The sequence below is a fragment of the Sphingobium subterraneum genome, assembly GCF_014199435.1.
In the GTDB taxonomy this organism is placed as follows: Bacteria; Pseudomonadota; Alphaproteobacteria; order Sphingomonadales; family Sphingomonadaceae; genus Sphingobium; species Sphingobium subterraneum.
Genome location: NZ_JACIJP010000001.1, coordinates 503,292 through 520,318, shown reverse-complemented (window position 1 = coordinate 520,318; position 17,027 = coordinate 503,292). Strand labels below are relative to the sequence as shown.

At 64.0% G+C, this 17,027-nt stretch carries 15 protein-coding genes; 9 read left to right on the top strand and 6 right to left on the bottom strand.

All coding sequences use genetic code 11. The annotated features are described in order from the left end of the window. Positions 1–72: 72 nt before the first annotated feature. The gene (locus FHS92_RS02560; protein WP_184077220.1) at positions 73–1,113 is read right to left on the bottom strand and encodes a phytanoyl-CoA dioxygenase family protein; all 1,041 of its coding nucleotides are present in this window, start codon (positions 1,111–1,113) and stop codon (positions 73–75) included. Between the two features lie 145 nt (positions 1,114–1,258). On the opposite strand from FHS92_RS02560, the gene FHS92_RS02555 reads away from it, so the two are divergent. The 6 genes from FHS92_RS02555 to FHS92_RS02530 are packed head-to-tail and all read left to right on the top strand — an operon-like array spanning position 1,259 to position 8,374. Next, positions 1,259–2,653: an exopolysaccharide biosynthesis polyprenyl glycosylphosphotransferase gene (locus FHS92_RS02555; protein ID WP_184077218.1), complete on the top strand. Its 1,395-nt coding sequence runs from the start codon at positions 1,259–1,261 to the stop codon at positions 2,651–2,653. 45 nt (positions 2,654–2,698) lie between these two features. Further along, on the top strand, positions 2,699–3,448 hold the full coding sequence (locus FHS92_RS02550; protein ID WP_184077209.1) for a class I SAM-dependent methyltransferase: 750 nt from the start codon (positions 2,699–2,701) through the stop codon (positions 3,446–3,448). 30 nt (positions 3,449–3,478) lie between these two features. After that, on the top strand, positions 3,479–4,774 hold the full coding sequence (locus FHS92_RS02545) for a hypothetical protein (protein ID WP_246351808.1): 1,296 nt from the start codon (positions 3,479–3,481) through the stop codon (positions 4,772–4,774). After that, entirely contained in the window at positions 4,771–5,934 is a 1,164-nt protein-coding gene (locus FHS92_RS02540; RefSeq protein ID WP_184077205.1) for a glycosyltransferase family 4 protein, read from the top strand. Before FHS92_RS02545 ends, FHS92_RS02540 begins: the two co-directional genes overlap by 4 nt. Next, complete coding sequence (locus FHS92_RS02535) at positions 5,931–6,689, top strand: FkbM family methyltransferase (RefSeq protein WP_184077203.1); 759 nt, start codon at positions 5,931–5,933, stop codon at positions 6,687–6,689. The genes FHS92_RS02540 and FHS92_RS02535 overlap by 4 nt, the downstream gene beginning before the upstream one ends. After that, the gene (locus FHS92_RS02530; protein ID WP_184077201.1) at positions 6,689–8,374 is read left to right on the top strand and encodes an MFS transporter; all 1,686 of its coding nucleotides are present in this window, start codon (positions 6,689–6,691) and stop codon (positions 8,372–8,374) included. Before FHS92_RS02535 ends, FHS92_RS02530 begins: the two co-directional genes overlap by 1 nt. Here the strand turns inward: FHS92_RS02530 and FHS92_RS02525 are convergent. Then, positions 8,364–9,827, bottom strand: coding sequence for an amidohydrolase family protein (locus FHS92_RS02525; RefSeq protein WP_343056633.1), 1,464 nt, complete (start codon positions 9,825–9,827; stop codon positions 8,364–8,366). The two genes, FHS92_RS02530 and FHS92_RS02525, sit on opposite strands and share 11 nt — an antisense overlap. Beyond that, positions 9,824–10,693, bottom strand: a complete 870-nt coding sequence (locus FHS92_RS02520; protein WP_184077199.1) for an NAD(P)-dependent oxidoreductase — start codon at positions 10,691–10,693, stop codon at positions 9,824–9,826. The genes FHS92_RS02525 and FHS92_RS02520 overlap by 4 nt, the downstream gene beginning before the upstream one ends. A gap of 78 nt (positions 10,694–10,771) precedes the next feature. On the opposite strand from FHS92_RS02520, the gene FHS92_RS02515 reads away from it, so the two are divergent. Then, positions 10,772–12,019, top strand: a complete 1,248-nt coding sequence (locus tag FHS92_RS02515) for a threonine ammonia-lyase (RefSeq protein WP_184077197.1) — start codon at positions 10,772–10,774, stop codon at positions 12,017–12,019. A gap of 117 nt (positions 12,020–12,136) precedes the next feature. After that, the gene (locus FHS92_RS02510; RefSeq protein ID WP_184077195.1) at positions 12,137–12,955 is read left to right on the top strand and encodes an arginyltransferase; all 819 of its coding nucleotides are present in this window, start codon (positions 12,137–12,139) and stop codon (positions 12,953–12,955) included. Between the two features lie 14 nt (positions 12,956–12,969). Here FHS92_RS02510 and FHS92_RS02505 read toward each other — a convergent pair whose 3' ends face one another. The 3 genes from FHS92_RS02505 to ychF form a co-directional block, all read right to left on the bottom strand. Further along, positions 12,970–14,862, bottom strand: a complete 1,893-nt coding sequence (locus FHS92_RS02505; protein ID WP_184077193.1) for a methyl-accepting chemotaxis protein — start codon at positions 14,860–14,862, stop codon at positions 12,970–12,972. A 98-nt stretch (positions 14,863–14,960) separates the two neighbouring features. Beyond that, positions 14,961–15,425, bottom strand: coding sequence for a MaoC family dehydratase (locus FHS92_RS02500; RefSeq protein WP_184077191.1), 465 nt, complete (start codon positions 15,423–15,425; stop codon positions 14,961–14,963). 58 nt (positions 15,426–15,483) lie between these two features. After that, positions 15,484–16,581 carry a redox-regulated ATPase YchF gene (ychF, locus tag FHS92_RS02495; protein WP_184077189.1) on the bottom strand — a complete coding sequence of 366 codons (1,098 nt, stop codon included), beginning with the start codon at positions 16,579–16,581 and terminating at the stop codon, positions 15,484–15,486. 69 nt (positions 16,582–16,650) lie between these two features. Here ychF and FHS92_RS02490 point away from each other — a divergent pair, with 69 nt between their 5' ends. Next, complete coding sequence (locus FHS92_RS02490) at positions 16,651–17,022, top strand: Rap1a/Tai family immunity protein (RefSeq protein WP_184077187.1); 372 nt, start codon at positions 16,651–16,653, stop codon at positions 17,020–17,022. The last annotated feature ends 5 nt before the right edge of the window (positions 17,023–17,027 follow it).

Here is a 17,027-nt window from a genome sequence, read left to right as displayed (position 1 = left end):
GGGGGCCTGTTTTGCGCAGAAGCGGCACTTTTGCAAGCCAAGTTTGCCATCCAAAATGGATGGATTTGCCTTTCATGGGTCGGCGGGCCTCTTCTCACCGGAATATTGCCACGGCTGGCCGACCCAGCGCTTTAGCCGATCCCGCGCGGTCCACAGCCACGGGACTCGACGCGCCGCAAGAGAGGGAGTGCTGAGGATGTCCCCGCCGGTCCACGGCAGGAACGGGGTTCGGCGGCTATACGCCCAAATCTCTACCCGAACCGATGGCCGCACTGAGGGGCCGCGCGCGTGAAAGCCGCAAGTATCGGCAACAACCAGCGTATTGGCGGGCACGGCAAAGCGGACCGGCAGAGGCAGACCGAGGTCCCTCAGTTCTTCATCCCCAATCCGCAGCGATCCTCGCGCGGCAAGCGGTTCCAGATCGGCCGCCGGGGTCAGGCTCTTGGCGCGTTCCCATTCCCGGCGTTGCGCGGTCAGATGGTGCGATCCCGGGACATAGCTGAAAGGCCCTTCATCCTCGGCCACGTCGGTGAGGAAGAAAAAGGCTTTCATCGTCGGGTGGAACGTGTCGGCGTGGACACGGGTCTGCGGATCGGCGGGTGCATCGGCACGGTGGGTGAGAATGGTCTGAATATAATAAAGCGGCTCGCTGTCGTAGCTCGCCACATAGCGCATCAGACCCCGCCAACGGGGGCTTTGCAGCAGGGTTTTGAGTGCAGGCACATCGCGCAGCATCGCCGCGTCGATGGCGATGCGACGGGTGACCGTGTCGCCCTGCGTCATCTCCCGCACGGCACAGGTCCGGGCGAGCAGCGTATCGCGCAGCGCCCTGAACTCCTTCTCCGGCAGCAGGTCGGGCACCAGCACATAGCCTTGCCGCGCGAACTGGTCCCGGTCCGGCGCGCTCACCTGATTAGCCAGCCGTGCGCGTCGCCACCATGCCATCGCGTGCGCCACGCGGATGCGAGCGACGTGCAGGCCAAGTCGGTTGAGGCGTTGCGAGCCGATCAGCGGATTATCGCGAAACGATTTGGCGCCGGTGCCGAGCTGTACAATCCACCAGGGCAGCGCGATCCAGCGCGCAGCCTTTCGCCAGCCGACCGCGGTGTTCATGCGCGGCCTTTCGGTGGGGTCCGGCGAGATGCGGTGTCCATGCGCCGCTATTGAGCCGAAGAGCGATTCGTGTAAAGAGCCGCGGCCGGTGGACCGCTCGTCTTTTTGAAGGCTGAGGGAGCGCCGACGCCCGAGGAACCCTGTTATGGCGACCAAGCCAGCCCGCGCCCACTCTGTTGTTTCCGTTCCGCCGGTTAGCAAGCAGAATGCGCGTGTGCGCCTGTATCTCCTCGGTCTCGCGCTCGATATGTGGACGATGCTGGGCAGCTTCGTGCTCGCCAATCTGCTGGTGCTGGGCGCTTGGCTGGGCGAACCGAACAAGCCGCACGGGCTGGTGCTGTTCGCGATGATCGCGCCGGTCTACGCGCTGCTGGCGATCAACGGCGGGGCTTATGGCATCCGGATGCTGAGCAATGCGCGGGGTAGTGCGGCGCATGCGCTGCTCGCCTTCGGGCAGGCGGTGCTGGTGACGCTGCTTCTGATCTTTCTCGCCAAGATTTCGGAGCAGATTTCGCGCCTCACCTTCCTGGTCGGCTGCGTCCTGTCAGTGGGCGGGCTGGTGGCCTGCCGCCTGTTCGTGCGGGCACAGGCGCGTCGAATGCTGGGTGAGGTGCCGCGCATGGAAGTGTTCATCCACGATGGGGCAGAGACCGTCGACCTGCCCCGCCATATGTCGGTCGTTGATGCGCGCGCGATTGGCCTTGATCCCGCGCAGCATGACGCGACCATGGCAGAGCGTCTTGCGCAGGCGGTGGGCAGCGCCGAGCACGTCGTCGTGTCCTGCGCCAGCGACAAGGTCGGCGAGTGGAGCATGGCGCTCAAATCGCTGTCCGCGCGGGGCGAGATCATCGTCCCCGAAATGGCGCGCTATGCGCCGGCGCGCGGCGGCACGTTTCAGCATCTGCCTACGCTGGTTGTAGCGGGCGGTCCGCTCGATTTTCGCGACCGGGTGGTGAAGCGGATGTTCGACATCGTGGTGTCGGCGGGTGCGATCCTGATCCTGTCCCCTGTGCTGATCGCCACGGCGTTCGCGGTCCGCCTGTCCAGCCCCGGTCCCATCCTGTTCCGGCAGCAGCGTATCGGCCTCGATGCCCGCCCGTTCAGCATTTTCAAATTCCGCTCGATGCGGGTCGAAAACAGCGATCATCGCGCCGACCGGCTGACCGAAAAGGACGATCCCCGCGTGACGCGCGTGGGCGCCTTCATCCGCCGCACCAGTCTGGATGAACTGCCGCAGCTGTTCAACGTGCTGCGCGGGGACATGAGCATTGTCGGTCCGCGCCCCCATGCGCCCGGGGCGAAGGCGGCCGATGCGCTGTACTGGGAAGTCGATCCGCGTTACTGGGCGCGCCACTGCATCAAGCCCGGCATCACGGGCCTCGCACAGGTGCGTGGGCATCGTGGAAACACGGTGGAACATGAAGATCTGATCCTCCGCCTGCAATCGGACCTTGAATATGTGACCGGATGGTCCGTATGGCGAGATCTGCGCATTCTGGCCGCCACGATCGGCGTGCTGGTGCATCACAACGCTTATTGAGGCGGGGGACGGCTTGGGCGGTAGGGCTTCACAGGAACAGGACGCATGATCACGGCGCAGCGCGCGGGCAAGGCGGCGGGGAAGCATGTGTCGCGCGCGTTGCTGGGCCTGCGCTCCCTGCTGGGCGCGCGACAGGATCATCATTGCCCTGCGTGCGGCGGCGATGTCGTCGGTTTCTTCCGCTATGGGGATTGCGCCGACTGGGGATGCCCGGCCTGTGGCGCATCGCCCCGCGAGCGGCTGGTCAACGCGCTGCTCGACGCCGGGGTGTTGGCCTTGCCGCAGAGCGGCGCGATCCTCCACATGGCGCCGAGCGAACAGAGCCTCGTCAACCGTTTTGGCGGCGCGGCAGGGGACTATGTGCCCGCCGATATCGATCCGTCCCGCTACGCCATCTTGGGTGTGCAACCGGTCGATCTGATGGCCCTGGATCAGCCCAGTCGCTTCGACCTGTTTTACGCCAGCCATGTCATGGAGCATGTGCCAGATGACGCCGCGGTGCTGCGCAATATTTACGCCAGCCTGAGGCCGGGCGGCGAGGCATGGCTTATCGTTCCATTATGGGACAAGCGGACGGAAGACGGCCAGCCCGGGATGAGCGCTGCGGAACGGGAACGGCGCTTTGGCCAGTGGGACCATGTTCGCCAATATGGCCCGGATTTCGCGGATCGCATCGCCGCCGCCGGTTTCGTCGTGACGCCCATCGGCGCGGACGCGGTCCCCCAAAATGAGCGGGCGCGCATGGGTCTTGGTGAAATCCTGTTCCGCGCGGTCAAACCCGCCGCCGCTCGGTAACCGATCGCGGTGGACGGCTTGCTGCACCGGCTGGAGCGGTCCGCCCATATTCTGACGCTGGTCAAGCTCGCCAATGTCGGCCTGTCGATGCTGTGGGGCTTTGCCGTCACCTATGTGTTCGTGCGCGTGCTGCCACCGGGTGATTTCCGGGCATTCCTGCTGCTCGTGGCGTTCAACAACTTTACCATTTCCGCTGAATTCGGCCTCACCAACATCATTTACGCTCGGCTGCGACGCTTTTGGTTGGGGCGATCGGCTGATGGCGATCCGGGCGATTTCCGGCCCGAGGAGATGGGGGTGCTGTTCCTATTCCTGCTCGGCCTGATCGGGCTGGGGACGCTGGTGGTCGCCGGAGCGATCGCCGGGGGATGGATCGCGACCAGCGTGCCGCTGCTGTTCGTGCTGTTTTTCATCGTGTCGGCGTTGAATGTTCTGTCCCTCCTCGCCAAACGGGGGCTCGCCGCGGTCGACGGCAATATTCTGTGGGAAGGCATCGACCTGTCCCGCCGCGCGGTCAGCCTTGTGGCTCTCATTGCTGTCCTCTTCGGCTTCGATTTGATGGCATCGGTGCTCGTGCAGCTTGTAGTCAGCCTGCTCGGCATCGGTGCGGGGATTGTGCTGCTCCAGCGGCGGACGGGCATGCGCACGCGGCAATGGGTGGCCTGGCGGGTCGGCGGCGGGCATATCCGCCGCCTTTATCTGCGGGACATCGGCGCGTCGGTGCTGCTCACGCTGAGCGAGATTACGGCCTATAACGCGCCCTATTTCACGATTGCGGCGCTGAGCCACGATCCGCGCTTGTTGCTGCTGTTCGATTTTGTGTTCAAGATGAGCCGCGCCGTCTCCACCGCTATCCGCGCGACGGTGGAGGCGGTGCTGCCGGGCCTCACCAGCGCATGGTTTCGTCATGACGCCCGCGCGTTCGGTAAGCGATTGCTCACCGCCAGCGGGGTGGCGCTGGGTATAGCGGGATGTGCGGCGCTGCTGCTCCTCGCCATCGGGCAGCGTTTGTTCGACGAACTGTTTGGGGGCCGGGCGCATATCACGCTGAGTGAGCAGGGGTGGTTGTGCGTCATCCTGATGGCGCTCGCGCTCATCTGCGTGTCGGTCTATGTGCAGGGCGCGTTGTCCCGCTTTGCGCCACTGCTGCGCCAGTCGCTGCCATTCCTCGCCGGATCGCTGCTGACGATGCCGCTCGCGCTGGGTGCGGGGCAGCGCGGCGACCATGCAAGCGCGTTTATGGCGATCTACGGCGCGGTGTTCGTGGCGACGGCGTTGCTGCACATCGTCGCGCTGCGACGCTTGCTGCGCGAGGCGGCGGCATGAAAGTCGCGATGGTCGATCCTTCGCTTTTTACCGGGCGTTACGACGACAGCCTGTGCGCGGCGCTGGCTAGGACGGGCGCGGATGTCTCGCTGCTCGCCCGCCCGATGCGCGACACTGACGCGATCCAGCCCGAGGGTTATTCTTACCAGACCCGGTTCTTCGGCCTGAGCGAACGGGCGCGCGGCGTGCTGGGTGAGGGGGCGGTGGCACGGGCAGCGAAGGCGGCGGAATATCTATTGGATGCCCGTTTCGGGCCATTGACGGACCATGCGGCTGCCGATGTCGTCCATGTCCAGTGGCTGCCTTTCGCCAGCGCCGATGCGGTGTGGATCGAGCGATTGCTGGCCCGCCCCGGACGCCCCGCGCTGGTCCACACGGTTCACAATGTCGCAGCCTATCATGGCGATGCCGGGGTGCAGGGCAGGGGCTATGCCGCGTTGCTCGGCCGGTTCGACCGGCTGATCGTCCATGGCGAGGAAAGCCGCACCGCGCTCATCGCGCAAGGGCTGGCGCGTGACAGGATCGCGGTCATCCCCCATCCGCCGATGACGCTGGCGCAGGCGCGCGAGCAGGATCTGGCCGCCGTTCCCGACCCCGTTTTGCCCCGGCTGCTCTTCTTCGGCACGATCCGCCCGTACAAGGGATTTGATCTTCTGATCGACGCCTGCATCGCGCAATGGCGGTCGGGGGCCCGGTTCGAACTCGCGGTCGCGGGAAAACCGTTCATGGACATCGCCCCGCTTCTCGATGCGGTGCGTAGCGCGGGGTTCGGCGACCGGCTGATCCTCGACCTCGGATTCCTGCACGAGGAGCGGCTCGACGCGCATCTGCGCAAGGCCGACATCGTCGTCTTTCCCTATCGCCACATCGACAGCAGCGGCGCGTTTCTCTCGGCCCTGCATTACGGCAAGGCGATGCTGTGCAGTCGGGTCGGCCTGTTCGCGCACTTGCCCGAGGTGCGGGATGGCCCCGCTGTCGTTTCCTGCGCGCCGGACGACCGCGAATCGCTGGCCGCCGCCATCGGTTCGCTTGTGGGAGATGCGGCGCTGCGCGCGTCCTTCGGACAAAGAGCACTGGCGCTGCGCGACGCAATGGGCGATTGGGATGCGGCGGCGCGCGCGACGCTCGCGCTCTACGCACAGGCAATGGGGACGGCATGAACGAAGGCAGGGTGAAGCGGGAATTGCGCAATCGTTGGCTGGCGCTGCGGCTGGCGGTTGGGGGGCGCGTGTTCCAGTATCCCGAAATTCTCGCATTGCGTCGTTTTCTTTCTGCCTTTGCCGTGGATGCGCTGTTCGACGTGGGCGCGAATGCGGGGCAATATGCGACGATGCTGCGCCGGGACGTGGGTTTCTCCGGGCTGATCTTCTCGTTCGAGCCGAACCCGGATGTCTTTGCCCGGCTGCACGCGCGTGCGGTATCAGACCCGCGCTGGCATGTGTTCAATATGGCGCTGTCCGACCACGACGGCGTGGTGCCCTTCCACATCATGGCGGCCGACCAGTTCAGTTCGATCGAAAAGCCTGCTGAAGCGATGGAGGCGGTGTTCGTCGAGCGCAACAAGGTGGAGCGCGTGGTCGACATGCAATGCCGACGGCTGGACACGCTGCTTCCCGAACTGCGCGAACAGCATGGCTTCGCTCGGCCGTTCCTCAAGATGGATACGCAGGGCCATGACAAGGCCGTGTGCGACGGCGCGGGCGATCGGCTCGCGGATATGCTGGGCGTCCAGACCGAACTCGCCGTCCGGCGCCTGTATGCTGGGGGCACGGACTATCGCGCAATGATCGCCATGCTGGAGGAGCGCGGATTCGCCCCCAATGCGTTCTTTGCCAACAACAAGGGGCATTTCCCCCTGCTGGTCGAAATGGACGGAATTTTTGTGCGCGCCGATCTGACGGACGAGACGGCCTGATGCCGTCTGCGGCAGCGCGGTTGCTGCTGGCGAGCGCGGCTGTGCTGGCGCTGTGGCTGGGCGCGGCGTGGCTGATCGAGATGCTGTGGATCAAGGGGCAGACGCTTCCCTACGCGCTGTTTGCAAGACAGGACATGCCCGCGCTGTTGCTCGGCATTACCGGATTGGGCGTGGTGGCTGCCGTGCTTTGGCGCGAGCGGGGCGTGTCAGTAGGCCCAACCAATTGGGTATTGCAGGGGCGCATCGTTGGGGCGCTTATCGCGCTGTTCGCGCTCGCGGCGTGGGTGGGGCGCTATGCGCTGTTTGGCGATTATGCCCTGTCCCGCGATGAGCAGGTGGCGGAGTTTGGAAGCACGACGCTGCGCGATGGTTTGATCGGGCGCCCCATTCCGGCGGAGTGGATCGACTATCGTCGCGCGATCATGCCGGAATTTTTCTCGCCTTTCGGCGCGGATCATGTCTGGGCGTCCGCTTACCTGCCGGTGAACAGCGGCTTCCGGGCGCTGTGCGCGTGGATGGGCGACGCCAATCTCGCCGGGCCGCTGCTTCTCGTTATCGGGCTTGTCGCCCTGTGGAAGGTCGCGTTGCAGCTGTTCCCCGGCCGCAACGATGCGGTTGCGGTCACGATGATCCTGACGCTCACCTCCGCGCAGCTGCTTGTGACGGGGATGACGCCCTACGCCATGACCGGGCATTTCTCGCTCAACATGCTGTGGCTGGCGCTGGTGCTGCGTGACGACAGGCGAGGGCATATCGGCGCGGCGCTGGTGGCACTGCTGCTCGGGGGGATGCACCAGTGGCATTTTCCGCTGCTGTTCCTCGCGCCGTTCCTCCTGTGGTTCGCTTTGCAACGGCGCTGGGGTGTGCTGGCGTTCCATACGCTGGTGTTGGTGGTGATCGTGGGCGTGTGGGCGAAGCTGTGGCCCGCTTTCCTGCTCCACCATCTCGGGCAGCCCGCCGATGTGATGCCCGCAGCGGGCGTCGCTGACAAGCTGGGCAGCCTGATGGCGCGCCTCGAAAAATGGCGGCCGCTGCTGCATGTCGCGCGGTTCATGGCGTGGAACCATGTGCTGCTTGTACCGCTCGCGATTGTCGGCATGGCGATGATCCGCTGGCGGGAGGCATTGCGCGGGCAGACCGTCATGCTGCCACTCGCGCTGGGCGGGCTGGCCGTCACGGTGCTGGCGATCGATCAGGGCTATGGCTGGGGCTATCGCTATCTTCACGGGTATATCGGCAGTTTCGCGCTGCTCGCAGGCTATGGCTGGACGCGGTTGCGGCAAGTCTCATTGCGGCCGGTTTACGCCGCGACTCTGGTGACGCTGATGATGGCGAGCTTCCTTGCCCTGCGCGCGCACGATTATGTGCGTCCCTATCAGCAGAGCCACGCGATGATCATGGCGTCCAAGGCTGACGTCGTGCTGGTCGATCCACGCGGCGGGCGGTTTGTGACGGACGTGGTGCGGGGACGGGACGGCGATCCGCTGGGCCGCCCGATCGTGATGAACATCGGGATGCTGAAGCGTGCGAGCCTGGATCGGCTGTGCGACCGCTACAGCATAGCGGTGTTCGACCGGCGGAATTTCCTGCCGCTTGGTGTCGGTGTGGTGAACTGGGGTAGCCCCCACATCGCCGCCCTGCGCGCCCATATGGCGGAGCGCGACTGCGGCCGTCCTATTTCGTAAGGATCTGTCGCCCGCCGACCCAGATTTCCAGCACCTGTGTCCCGGCAATTTCGGCAGGCGCGGCGGTCGTGATATCCCGGTCGATCAGCAGGAAGTCGGCGCGCTGCCCGGTTTCGAGCGCGCCAAACTCCTTGTCCGCATATGCGGCGTAAGCGGGCTGGCGGGTGAGGGCGGTAAGCGCGGCGCCCCGGCTGGCCGCATCCTCGGGCTTCACCATCATCGCGAGCAGCGCGAACGGGCCGGGGCGTGATGCCGGACTGCCGGACCCCATCGAGCCGCGCGTGAGGACTGCGGGAGCGGAATACAGGAAGGTGATCGATTTGACCGGCTGTGACGGTGCGTCCGGGGGTAGCAGATCCAGCCGCCAGCGTCGGTCGCCCTTATAGGTCGCGTCCATTTCGGTAAACATGTCGAGCGCGGCATCGCGGAGCGCGGGGGCGTCGGTTGGCCCCATGTCCAGCCCGACCTGAAACCCGTCCATCGCCGCGCGGCTCATCTGGTTGAGGAGCGCGGTTGCTTGCGGCGAAGTGGGTGCGGGTGCGGGCGCGCGCAGCCGGAAACTGGCCCCGACCAGCCGCAGCCGTCCATCGTACAGCCAGGGCGTCGGCTCTGGCCCGGCAATCGTGACGAGATCGGCGAGCGAACGCGCATAACCCGCTACACGCAGGCGCAGCGCACCCCGGTCACCGGCGCGGCGCAGGCTCTGCCAGTCCTCGATGGAGAGCGCTGTGTCGACCACCGCGCCATAGCCCGCCGCCAGGAACAGCCGCTGCGCCTTGTCGAGCGCGAGGTCACGGTCCTTGGGCGCCGGTTGCGGTGCTGCCGAGCGCAGACGGCGTTGCATTTCGTCCACCGCCATGGCCTTGGTTACGCCAGCGGCCCGCAATGCGGCGCTGTTGGCCCACAGGCTCTCCCCATCGGCGCTCGTCAGCAATGCAGGCGTGCCGCCGGTCACTCCGTCGAGATCGGCGGCGGAAGGCGGTGCAGCAAGGCCCCAGCGTTTCGCGTCCCAGCCGCGCCCCAGGATCCATTTGCGGTCGGGAGTGGCGCGCAGATCTTCGGTGATTTTTGTCTGCGCTTCGGCAAGCGAGCGTGCGCCCGAAAGGTCGACGGTCATCAGTGTCAGCCCGGTCTCGACGAGATGCGCCTGCGCGTCGACAAAGGCGGGGATGAGTGTCCGCCCCTTGCCGTCCAGCTTGAAACGGGGATAGGCCGGGCGCTGATCCCCTGCCGCCAATCGCGACACGACGCGCCCATCGTCGTCGATCATCAGCCCGGTAAAGCGCTCCAGACGGCCCATCGCGTCGGTGGTGATGCCGTTGACATTGTCGATCAACCCGCCCGAAGGCGTGGGGGCGGGAGGGGGCGCCTTCTTGCGGGCGAGCGCAGGCGTCGCCGTGATCAGCAGGGCGGTGCAGAGAGCGGCTATGCCCCCTCGTCGGGAGATGATCACCGTTTCGGTATCCGCCGGATGATCGCGCTGGTGTCCTGCCGTCCGCCGCCCATCGCCTGCACGTCGGCGTAGAACTGATCGATCATGGCCGTGGTGGGTAACGTCGCGCCGTTCGCCCGTGCTTCCTCGATCGCGAGGCTCAAATCCTTGCGCATCCAGTCGACCGCGAACCCGAAATCGAAACTGTCCTCCGCCATCGTCTTCCAGCGGTTGTCCATCTGCCAGCTCTGCGCGGCGCCGCCCGAAATCGCCTCGAACACCTTGTCGAGATCGAGTTTCGCCGCCTGTGCGAAGCGCATTCCCTCGGCCAGCGACTGGATGATGCCCGCGAAGGTGATCTGGTTGACCATTTTGGTGGTTTGCCCGGCGCCCGCGCCACCGACATGGACGATCCGGCTGGTGTACGGCTTCATGACGATCCGCGCCGTCTCCACCGCAGGCTGAGTCCCGCCGCACATGATGGCGAGCGTGCCGTTCTCCGCGCCCGCCTGCCCTCCGGTCACGGGTGCGTCGACACAGTGGATGCCGCGGCTCTCGCCTTCGACGAAGAGCTGCCGGGCGATACGCGCCGACACCGTCGTATGGTCGATGAACAGCGTGCCCTTTGTCATCGTACGGAACGCGCCCTCACGGCCCAGAGTGACCGAGGCAAGGTCATCGTCGGTGCCCACGCAGGCGATGACGACATCCGCGCCTTCAGCCGCCTTTGCGGCGTTGACGGCCACTTCACCGCCATGCGCTTCGCCCCAGGCCTTCGCCTTGCCCATGCTCCGGTTGTACACGGTGAGGTTGTGCCCCGCCTTCGCCAGGTGCCCGGCGATAGCACCGCCCATCACGCCCAGTCCGATAAACGCTATGTTTGCCATGCGTCCTGCATAGACATTGGCGCGCTTCCCGCATAGGGCGAGTTTTCACCAAAATTGAATGAGGCCGGATAAAGGACGATGACCCAGTTAAGCGCGCAGACCAGTGTCGAACCGTTGCCGGTGACACTGTCGGATATTCGGGCCGCTCATGCCCGGATAGCGCCGTCCATTGTCCGCACGCCGACGTTGCACAGCCGGACGCTGTCCAACATGCTGGGCGCCAAGGTCTATCTGAAGTTTGAAAATCTCCAGTTTACCGCCGCCTACAAGGAACGGGGCGCGCTCAACCGGCTGCTTTTGCTGAGCGACGAAGCGCGCAGCAAGGGTGTCATTGCCGCGTCGGCGGGCAATCATGCGCAGGGGCTTGCTTATCACGGCGCGCGTCTGGGCGTCCCCGTCACGATCGTGATGCCGCGCACCACGCCGATGGTGAAGGTCATGCAGACCGAAGGGCATGGCGCGACAGTCGTGCTCCACGGCGAGAAGTTCGAAGAAGCCTATGAACATGCGCGCAAGCTCGAAGGCGAGCGCGGCCTGACCTTCGTGCATCCTTTCGATGAGCCGGATATCATCGCCGGACAGGGCACCATTGCGCTCGAAATGCTTGAGGACGTGCCCGACATTGATACTCTGGTCGTGCCGATCGGCGGCGGCGGGCTGTTTTCCGGCGTGGGCATCGCCGCCCGCGCGCTCAAGCCCGAGATGCAGCTGTTCGGTGTTCAGGCGGAGCTGTATCCGTCGATGTACGCCTATGTGAAGGGCGCGGACCTTGCCTGCGATGGCGATACGCTGGCCGAAGGCATTGCGGTCAAGCAACCGGGCTTCATGACCCGCAAGGTGGTCGAAGCACTCGCCGACGATGTGCTGCTGGTGAGCGAACGCGCGCTGGAGGAGGCGGTCAGCCTGCTTCTCCAGATCGAAAAGACGGTGGTCGAGGGGGCCGGGGCGGCTGGCCTTGCGGCCATGCTGACGCATAAGGAACTGTTCGCGGGGCGCACCGTGGGGCTGGTGCTGTGCGGTGGCAATATCGACACGCGCCTGCTGGCCAACGTGCTGCTGCGCGATCTCGCCCGGTCGGGCCGTCTGGCGCGTCTGCGTATCCGGCTGCAGGATCGGCCCGGTTCGCTCTTCCATGTCGCTCGCATCTTCGATGAAGAGCAGGTCAACATCATCGAGGTTTATCACCAGCGCGTGTTCACCAGCCTGCCCGCCAAGGGACTGATTGCCGACATCGAATGCGAGACGCGCGACAGTGCTCATCTGGAGCGGCTGATGGACGCGCTGAACGCGGGTGGATATGAGGTGTCCCAAGTCGAGGCGGCCTGAGAACAGGATTCTTTCGGTCCGTTGACGAAATCGAGGTAAATGCCCTTTTAAACAGGGCAGGGTCCAGCCATAATGGGTGCCAGGCGGGTCACAGCAGCGGTTGAGAGGGCATAAGCATTGAGCGCACCGTTTCGTTTTCCTCGCTTTTTTGTGACAAGCCCCAGCCCGTGCCCCTATCTTCCGGGCCGCAGCGAGCGCAAGGTTTTCACAGAATTGTCGGGAACACATGCGGCGGAACTGAACGACGCTCTCGGGCGCATCGGTTTCCGGCGCAGCCAGAACGTTGCCTATCGCCCGAGCTGCGCCGATTGCTCCGCGTGCGTGTCCGTTCGCGTCGTGGCCGACGGGTTCAAGCCCAACGCCACGCAGCGCAAACTCATCAAGCGCAACAGCGATCTCGTCATTACGGCATGCAAGCCGTGGTCGACCGAAGAACAATATGCGCTGCTGCAAAGCTATCTCCACGCCCGCCATCCGGGCGGCGGAATGACGGAGATGGACGAGATCGATTATGCCGACATGGTCGAGCATACGCCGGTCGACAGCTATGTGATTGAATATCGCGAACCGTCCGTGAATGGACTGCCGGGCAAGCTGATCGGCGCGTGCCTCAGCGACCGGCAGGATGACGGGCTGTCGATGATCTACAGCTTCTTCGATCCGGAGAATGAACAGCGGCCCGGCATGGGCAACTTCATCATCGTCGATCACATCCTGCGCGCGCAAAAGGCGGGTCTGCCCTATGTCTATCTAGGCTATTGGGTCGAAGGATCGCAGCGCATGCAGTACAAGATCCGCTACCGCCCGCTCGAACGGCTAGGGCCGGGCGGATGGACCGCTTTCGAGAACGGTCAGAGCGATAGCGCGCCTGCGCCGTCGCCGGTGCGCAACACGGCAATCGAGCCGAAGGAACTCTCGGGCCTGTTTCGCAAATAGCCGTCCCGAGCGCTCTAGAACTCTTCCCAACCCTCTTCTTGGGAAGCGGCCATCGCCAGATTGCCCTGAATGCGCGGAGCGGGTCGACGCGATCCTCCAGCAGCCGCGCGCTTGGCGGGGGGTGTCGCTGGCGCAGCAGGGGAGGTCTGGTTCGGGCGTTTCGGGCTGCTTACATTTCTGTCCTGTTCGACACGAAACCGTTCTACCATCGTGGAGAGCGTGGAAGCATGACTGACGAGGCCGCGCGATGCAGCGGTCGACTCTTCCACAAGGGCGGCATTTTGCTGGGTGATCTTGTCGAGATCGGTCACCGCTACCGTTATTTGCTGAAGCGATGCGGCCTGTTCGACGGCGGACTCAGCAATTTCGTTGATCATGCTCGCCAGACCGGTTGCGTTCTCGCGGATCAACTGGAGAGTTTCGCCAGCGCGATTGACGGAATTGACGCCCGTAGTGACATATTCGCTGCTGGCGTCGATGAGAGTCTTGATCTCCTGCGCCGCGCTGGCCGAGCGCTGCGAGAGCGAGCGCACCTCATTTGCGACGACCGCAAAACCGTTGCCCGCATTGCCGGCCCGCGCAGCTTCGATGCTGGCATTGAGCGCAAGCAGATTGGTCTGGAACGCGATGCTGTCGATCATCTGGACAATTGTTTCCATCTCGCCGCTCGACTTGGCAACCGATCCCATCGCCTGAACAGCCTGATCGACGATCTTGCTGCTTTCCTCGGCGTGATGCTGGGCATCCAGAGCGGATTGCGATGCCGCTTCGGCGGCGCGGGCTGAGTTGGTTACGGTCCCCGAAAGCTGGCTGACCGCTGCCGATGTTTCTTCCAGCGAAGCGGCCTGACGTTCGGTACGTTGCGAGAGGTCGTCCGCTGCCGAGGAAATTTCTTCCGCGCCGTTGCTGACTGTTCCGGTGGTGGAGATCACGGTGCAAATCACGGTGTTCAGCTCGACGATCGTGTCGTTGAAATCGGTCCGCAGCACCTCGTATTCGGTCGGGAACGCGTCCGTTATCCGGTGGGTGAGGTTGCCGGCTTTCAGCGCAGCCAGGCCCTGGCCGAGCGCGCTCACAATCTTGCCCTGGATTTCCGCTTGGCGTTGGGCTTCCGCCTGTGCCCGATGGGTGATGCCGACACGGATCGCATCGAGCGCCCGGGCGATGTCCCCCAGCTCGTCCTTCTTGCCGCTTCCCGGTATCGCGATGTCGTATTGGCCTTCCGCCATCGTGCCCATGGTTTCGGTAAGCTGAGCCAAGGGCGAAGTGACACGGCGAATCAGCAGCGTGACGATCGCGCCCACGATGGTGCAGATGACGACAGCAAGGCCGATGTTGGTTCGGAACGATGTTGCGATCGTCTCGTCGCCCAATTTCCCAATCTGATTGTTGAGATCGTGGTTATAACGGACTTGCACCCGCAGTGCTTCCTCGATGGCCAGGGCATCTTGCCGCTGGGTCCCAACGAAGATCGCGGTGGCATCGGCGGTGCGCAGATCCAGGGATAATCGGCGGACTTTATCGGTATCTTCGATCCACTGTGCCCATTTTTGTTTTACGGTTTCGAACAGGCGCCGTTCCTTGTCGTCTGACAGAAGGGGCGTATATTTGTCCAGTTGGGCGTTCATCTCCGCTATTTTGGTGGTCAGTTGCTGGTCGATCGCGGCGGTTTCTTCGCGCGTAGGGGCCAGGATATGTTGACCGACCAAGCCCTGCAATGATGCGGCATCCGTGGCAATTTCGCCAAGCGCCTCCATGCTGGGTATTCCGTTGTCCGTCACTTCGTTGAGCTGGTTACCGAGCTTATTGCCCGTCCAAATCGACGATGCCGTCTGGACTGTGATGCACAGGGCCATGAACAGCATGCAGCTGATGACCAGGGGTTTGATGCGGATATTGGCCAACACGGACGGTACCCTCTCACAGAAACGATGTTTTATCTGTCCCTGCATTATAGGAGTATGGTTGCCGAAAGATGATGATTCCAAAAAAAATTAAATCGATATCATTGACCTGGGGGCCGCTTCTTCCACAGGCCGAGCGGGGTGAATTCCAGCACCTTCTGATCCTTCTGGTTGAAGACGCTGACCCGTGTCTTGACGATGCCGATGGTGGGCATGGAGCGAGGTTCGCTCTTCTCGGTCACCATGGTTTCGCACCGCAGGACATCGCCCGGATAGACGGGCAGGAGCCAGCGCAGTCCCTCCAGGCCCATGCCGCCGACGCTCGCTTCCTGCTGGCCGGGGATGGACTGCCAGTGCCGCACCATCATCCCCATGGTGATTGCGGTAGTGTGCCACCCGCTCGCCGCCAGCTGGCCAAAGATCGTGTCCGCCGCGCCCTCATCGGACAAATGGAACGGCTGGGGATCATAGCGTGAGGCAAAGGCAATGACCTCTTCGCGCGTGACTTCGTGGCTTCCGAAACGCTCGGTCGATCCGACCTCGAAATCCTCAAAATAGAAGGGCATGGCTCAGACTTTCAGAAAGGAAGGGAATGACGTTCCGGATTTTGCCATGCCCGATGCATCAGCTGTGCAGGAAATGCATCACGTCGCCGTCCTGCACGACATAGGCTTTGCCCTCGGCGCGCAGCTTGCCCGCCTCGCGCGCCTTTGACTCGCCGCCAAGGGAGATGAAGTCGTCATACGCGATGGTTTCCGCCCGGATGAAGCCTTTCTCGAAGTCCGAATGGATTTCCCCGGCCGCGTTGGGGGCGGTCGCACCCTGATGGACGGTCCACGCGCGCGCTTCCTTCGGCCCTACGGTAAAGAAGGTCAGCAGGTGGAGCAGTTCATAGCCTGCGCGGATGACCCGGGCCAGGCCGGTTTCGTGCAGGCCCATTTCCTCCAGGAATTCCATCCGCTCCGTTGCGTCCATGCCCACCAGATCGGCTTCGATCGCGGCGGAGACCACGACCGCCTGTGCGCCTTCTGCCGCAGCCTTCGCGAAGACCTGCGCGGAGAATGCGTTGCCGTCCGCCGCGCTGTCTTCATCGACGTTGCAGACATAGAGGACCGGTTTCGACGTCAGCAGCTGGGCTTGGCGGAAGACACGGCGTTCCTCGTCATCCGCAGGCACGGTCAGGCGGGCCGGTTTGCCCTCCCTGAGAAGGTCGAGCGCCTGACCCAGCACGGATGCGGTGATCTTCGACTCCTTGTCGCCCTGCGCGGCTTTCTTCTGCGCAGCGGGCACCCGCTTTTCGAGCGATTCGAGGTCAGAGAGCATCAGTTCCGTCTCGACCGTCTCGGCATCCGCGATCGGATCGACCTTGTTCTCGACGTGCTGGATGTCGTCATTTTCGAAGCAACGCAGCACATGGACGATCGCGTCGACCTCGCGGATATTGCCCAGGAACTGGTTGCCCAGCCCTTCGCCTTTCGATGCGCCACGCACCAGACCGGCGATGTCCACAAACGCCAGCTGCGTCGGGATGATTTTCTGGCTGCCCGCAATGGCGGCGAGCTTGTCCAGCCGGGGGTCGGGGACGGCGACGTTGCCGACGTTCGGCTCGATCGTGCAGAACGGATAGTTCGCCGCCTGCGCCGCCTGCGTTTCCGTCAGCGCGTTGAACAGAGTCGATTTGCCGACGTTGGGAAGGCCGACGATACCGCATTTGAAACCCATATGATGCCCCAATGGTGATGAGATGCAGCGCGCATAGCGCCAACGCGCGCAACATGCTATGGGATTGCCATGCGTGTGGGACCGTTCGTGCTTCTTGTCGTGCTTGCGGCGCCGCTATCGCCGGTGAACGCCGACTTCTATCGACGGCAGGACGTCAAGGACCAGTGCTCCGGCGTTTATGGCGGTAATGTGGAACCGGGGGACAAGGCGCTCGTCACCAACATCGTGCAGCAGCGCTGCGATATGTATCTGCTCGGGATTGTGGACGGCATCGAGATGCAGCGGTCGGAGGATGGCAAAAAATCCTGTATCCCCGCCGGTCTCGACGGACGCGCGGTGCTCAATCCGATCAAGGCGGAACTGATGAAACCCAGCAAGGACGCCTATGGCACGTCGAAGCTGGTCCGTCGCGTCTTGAAGACCCGCTTCGGGTGTGAGTAAGCGGG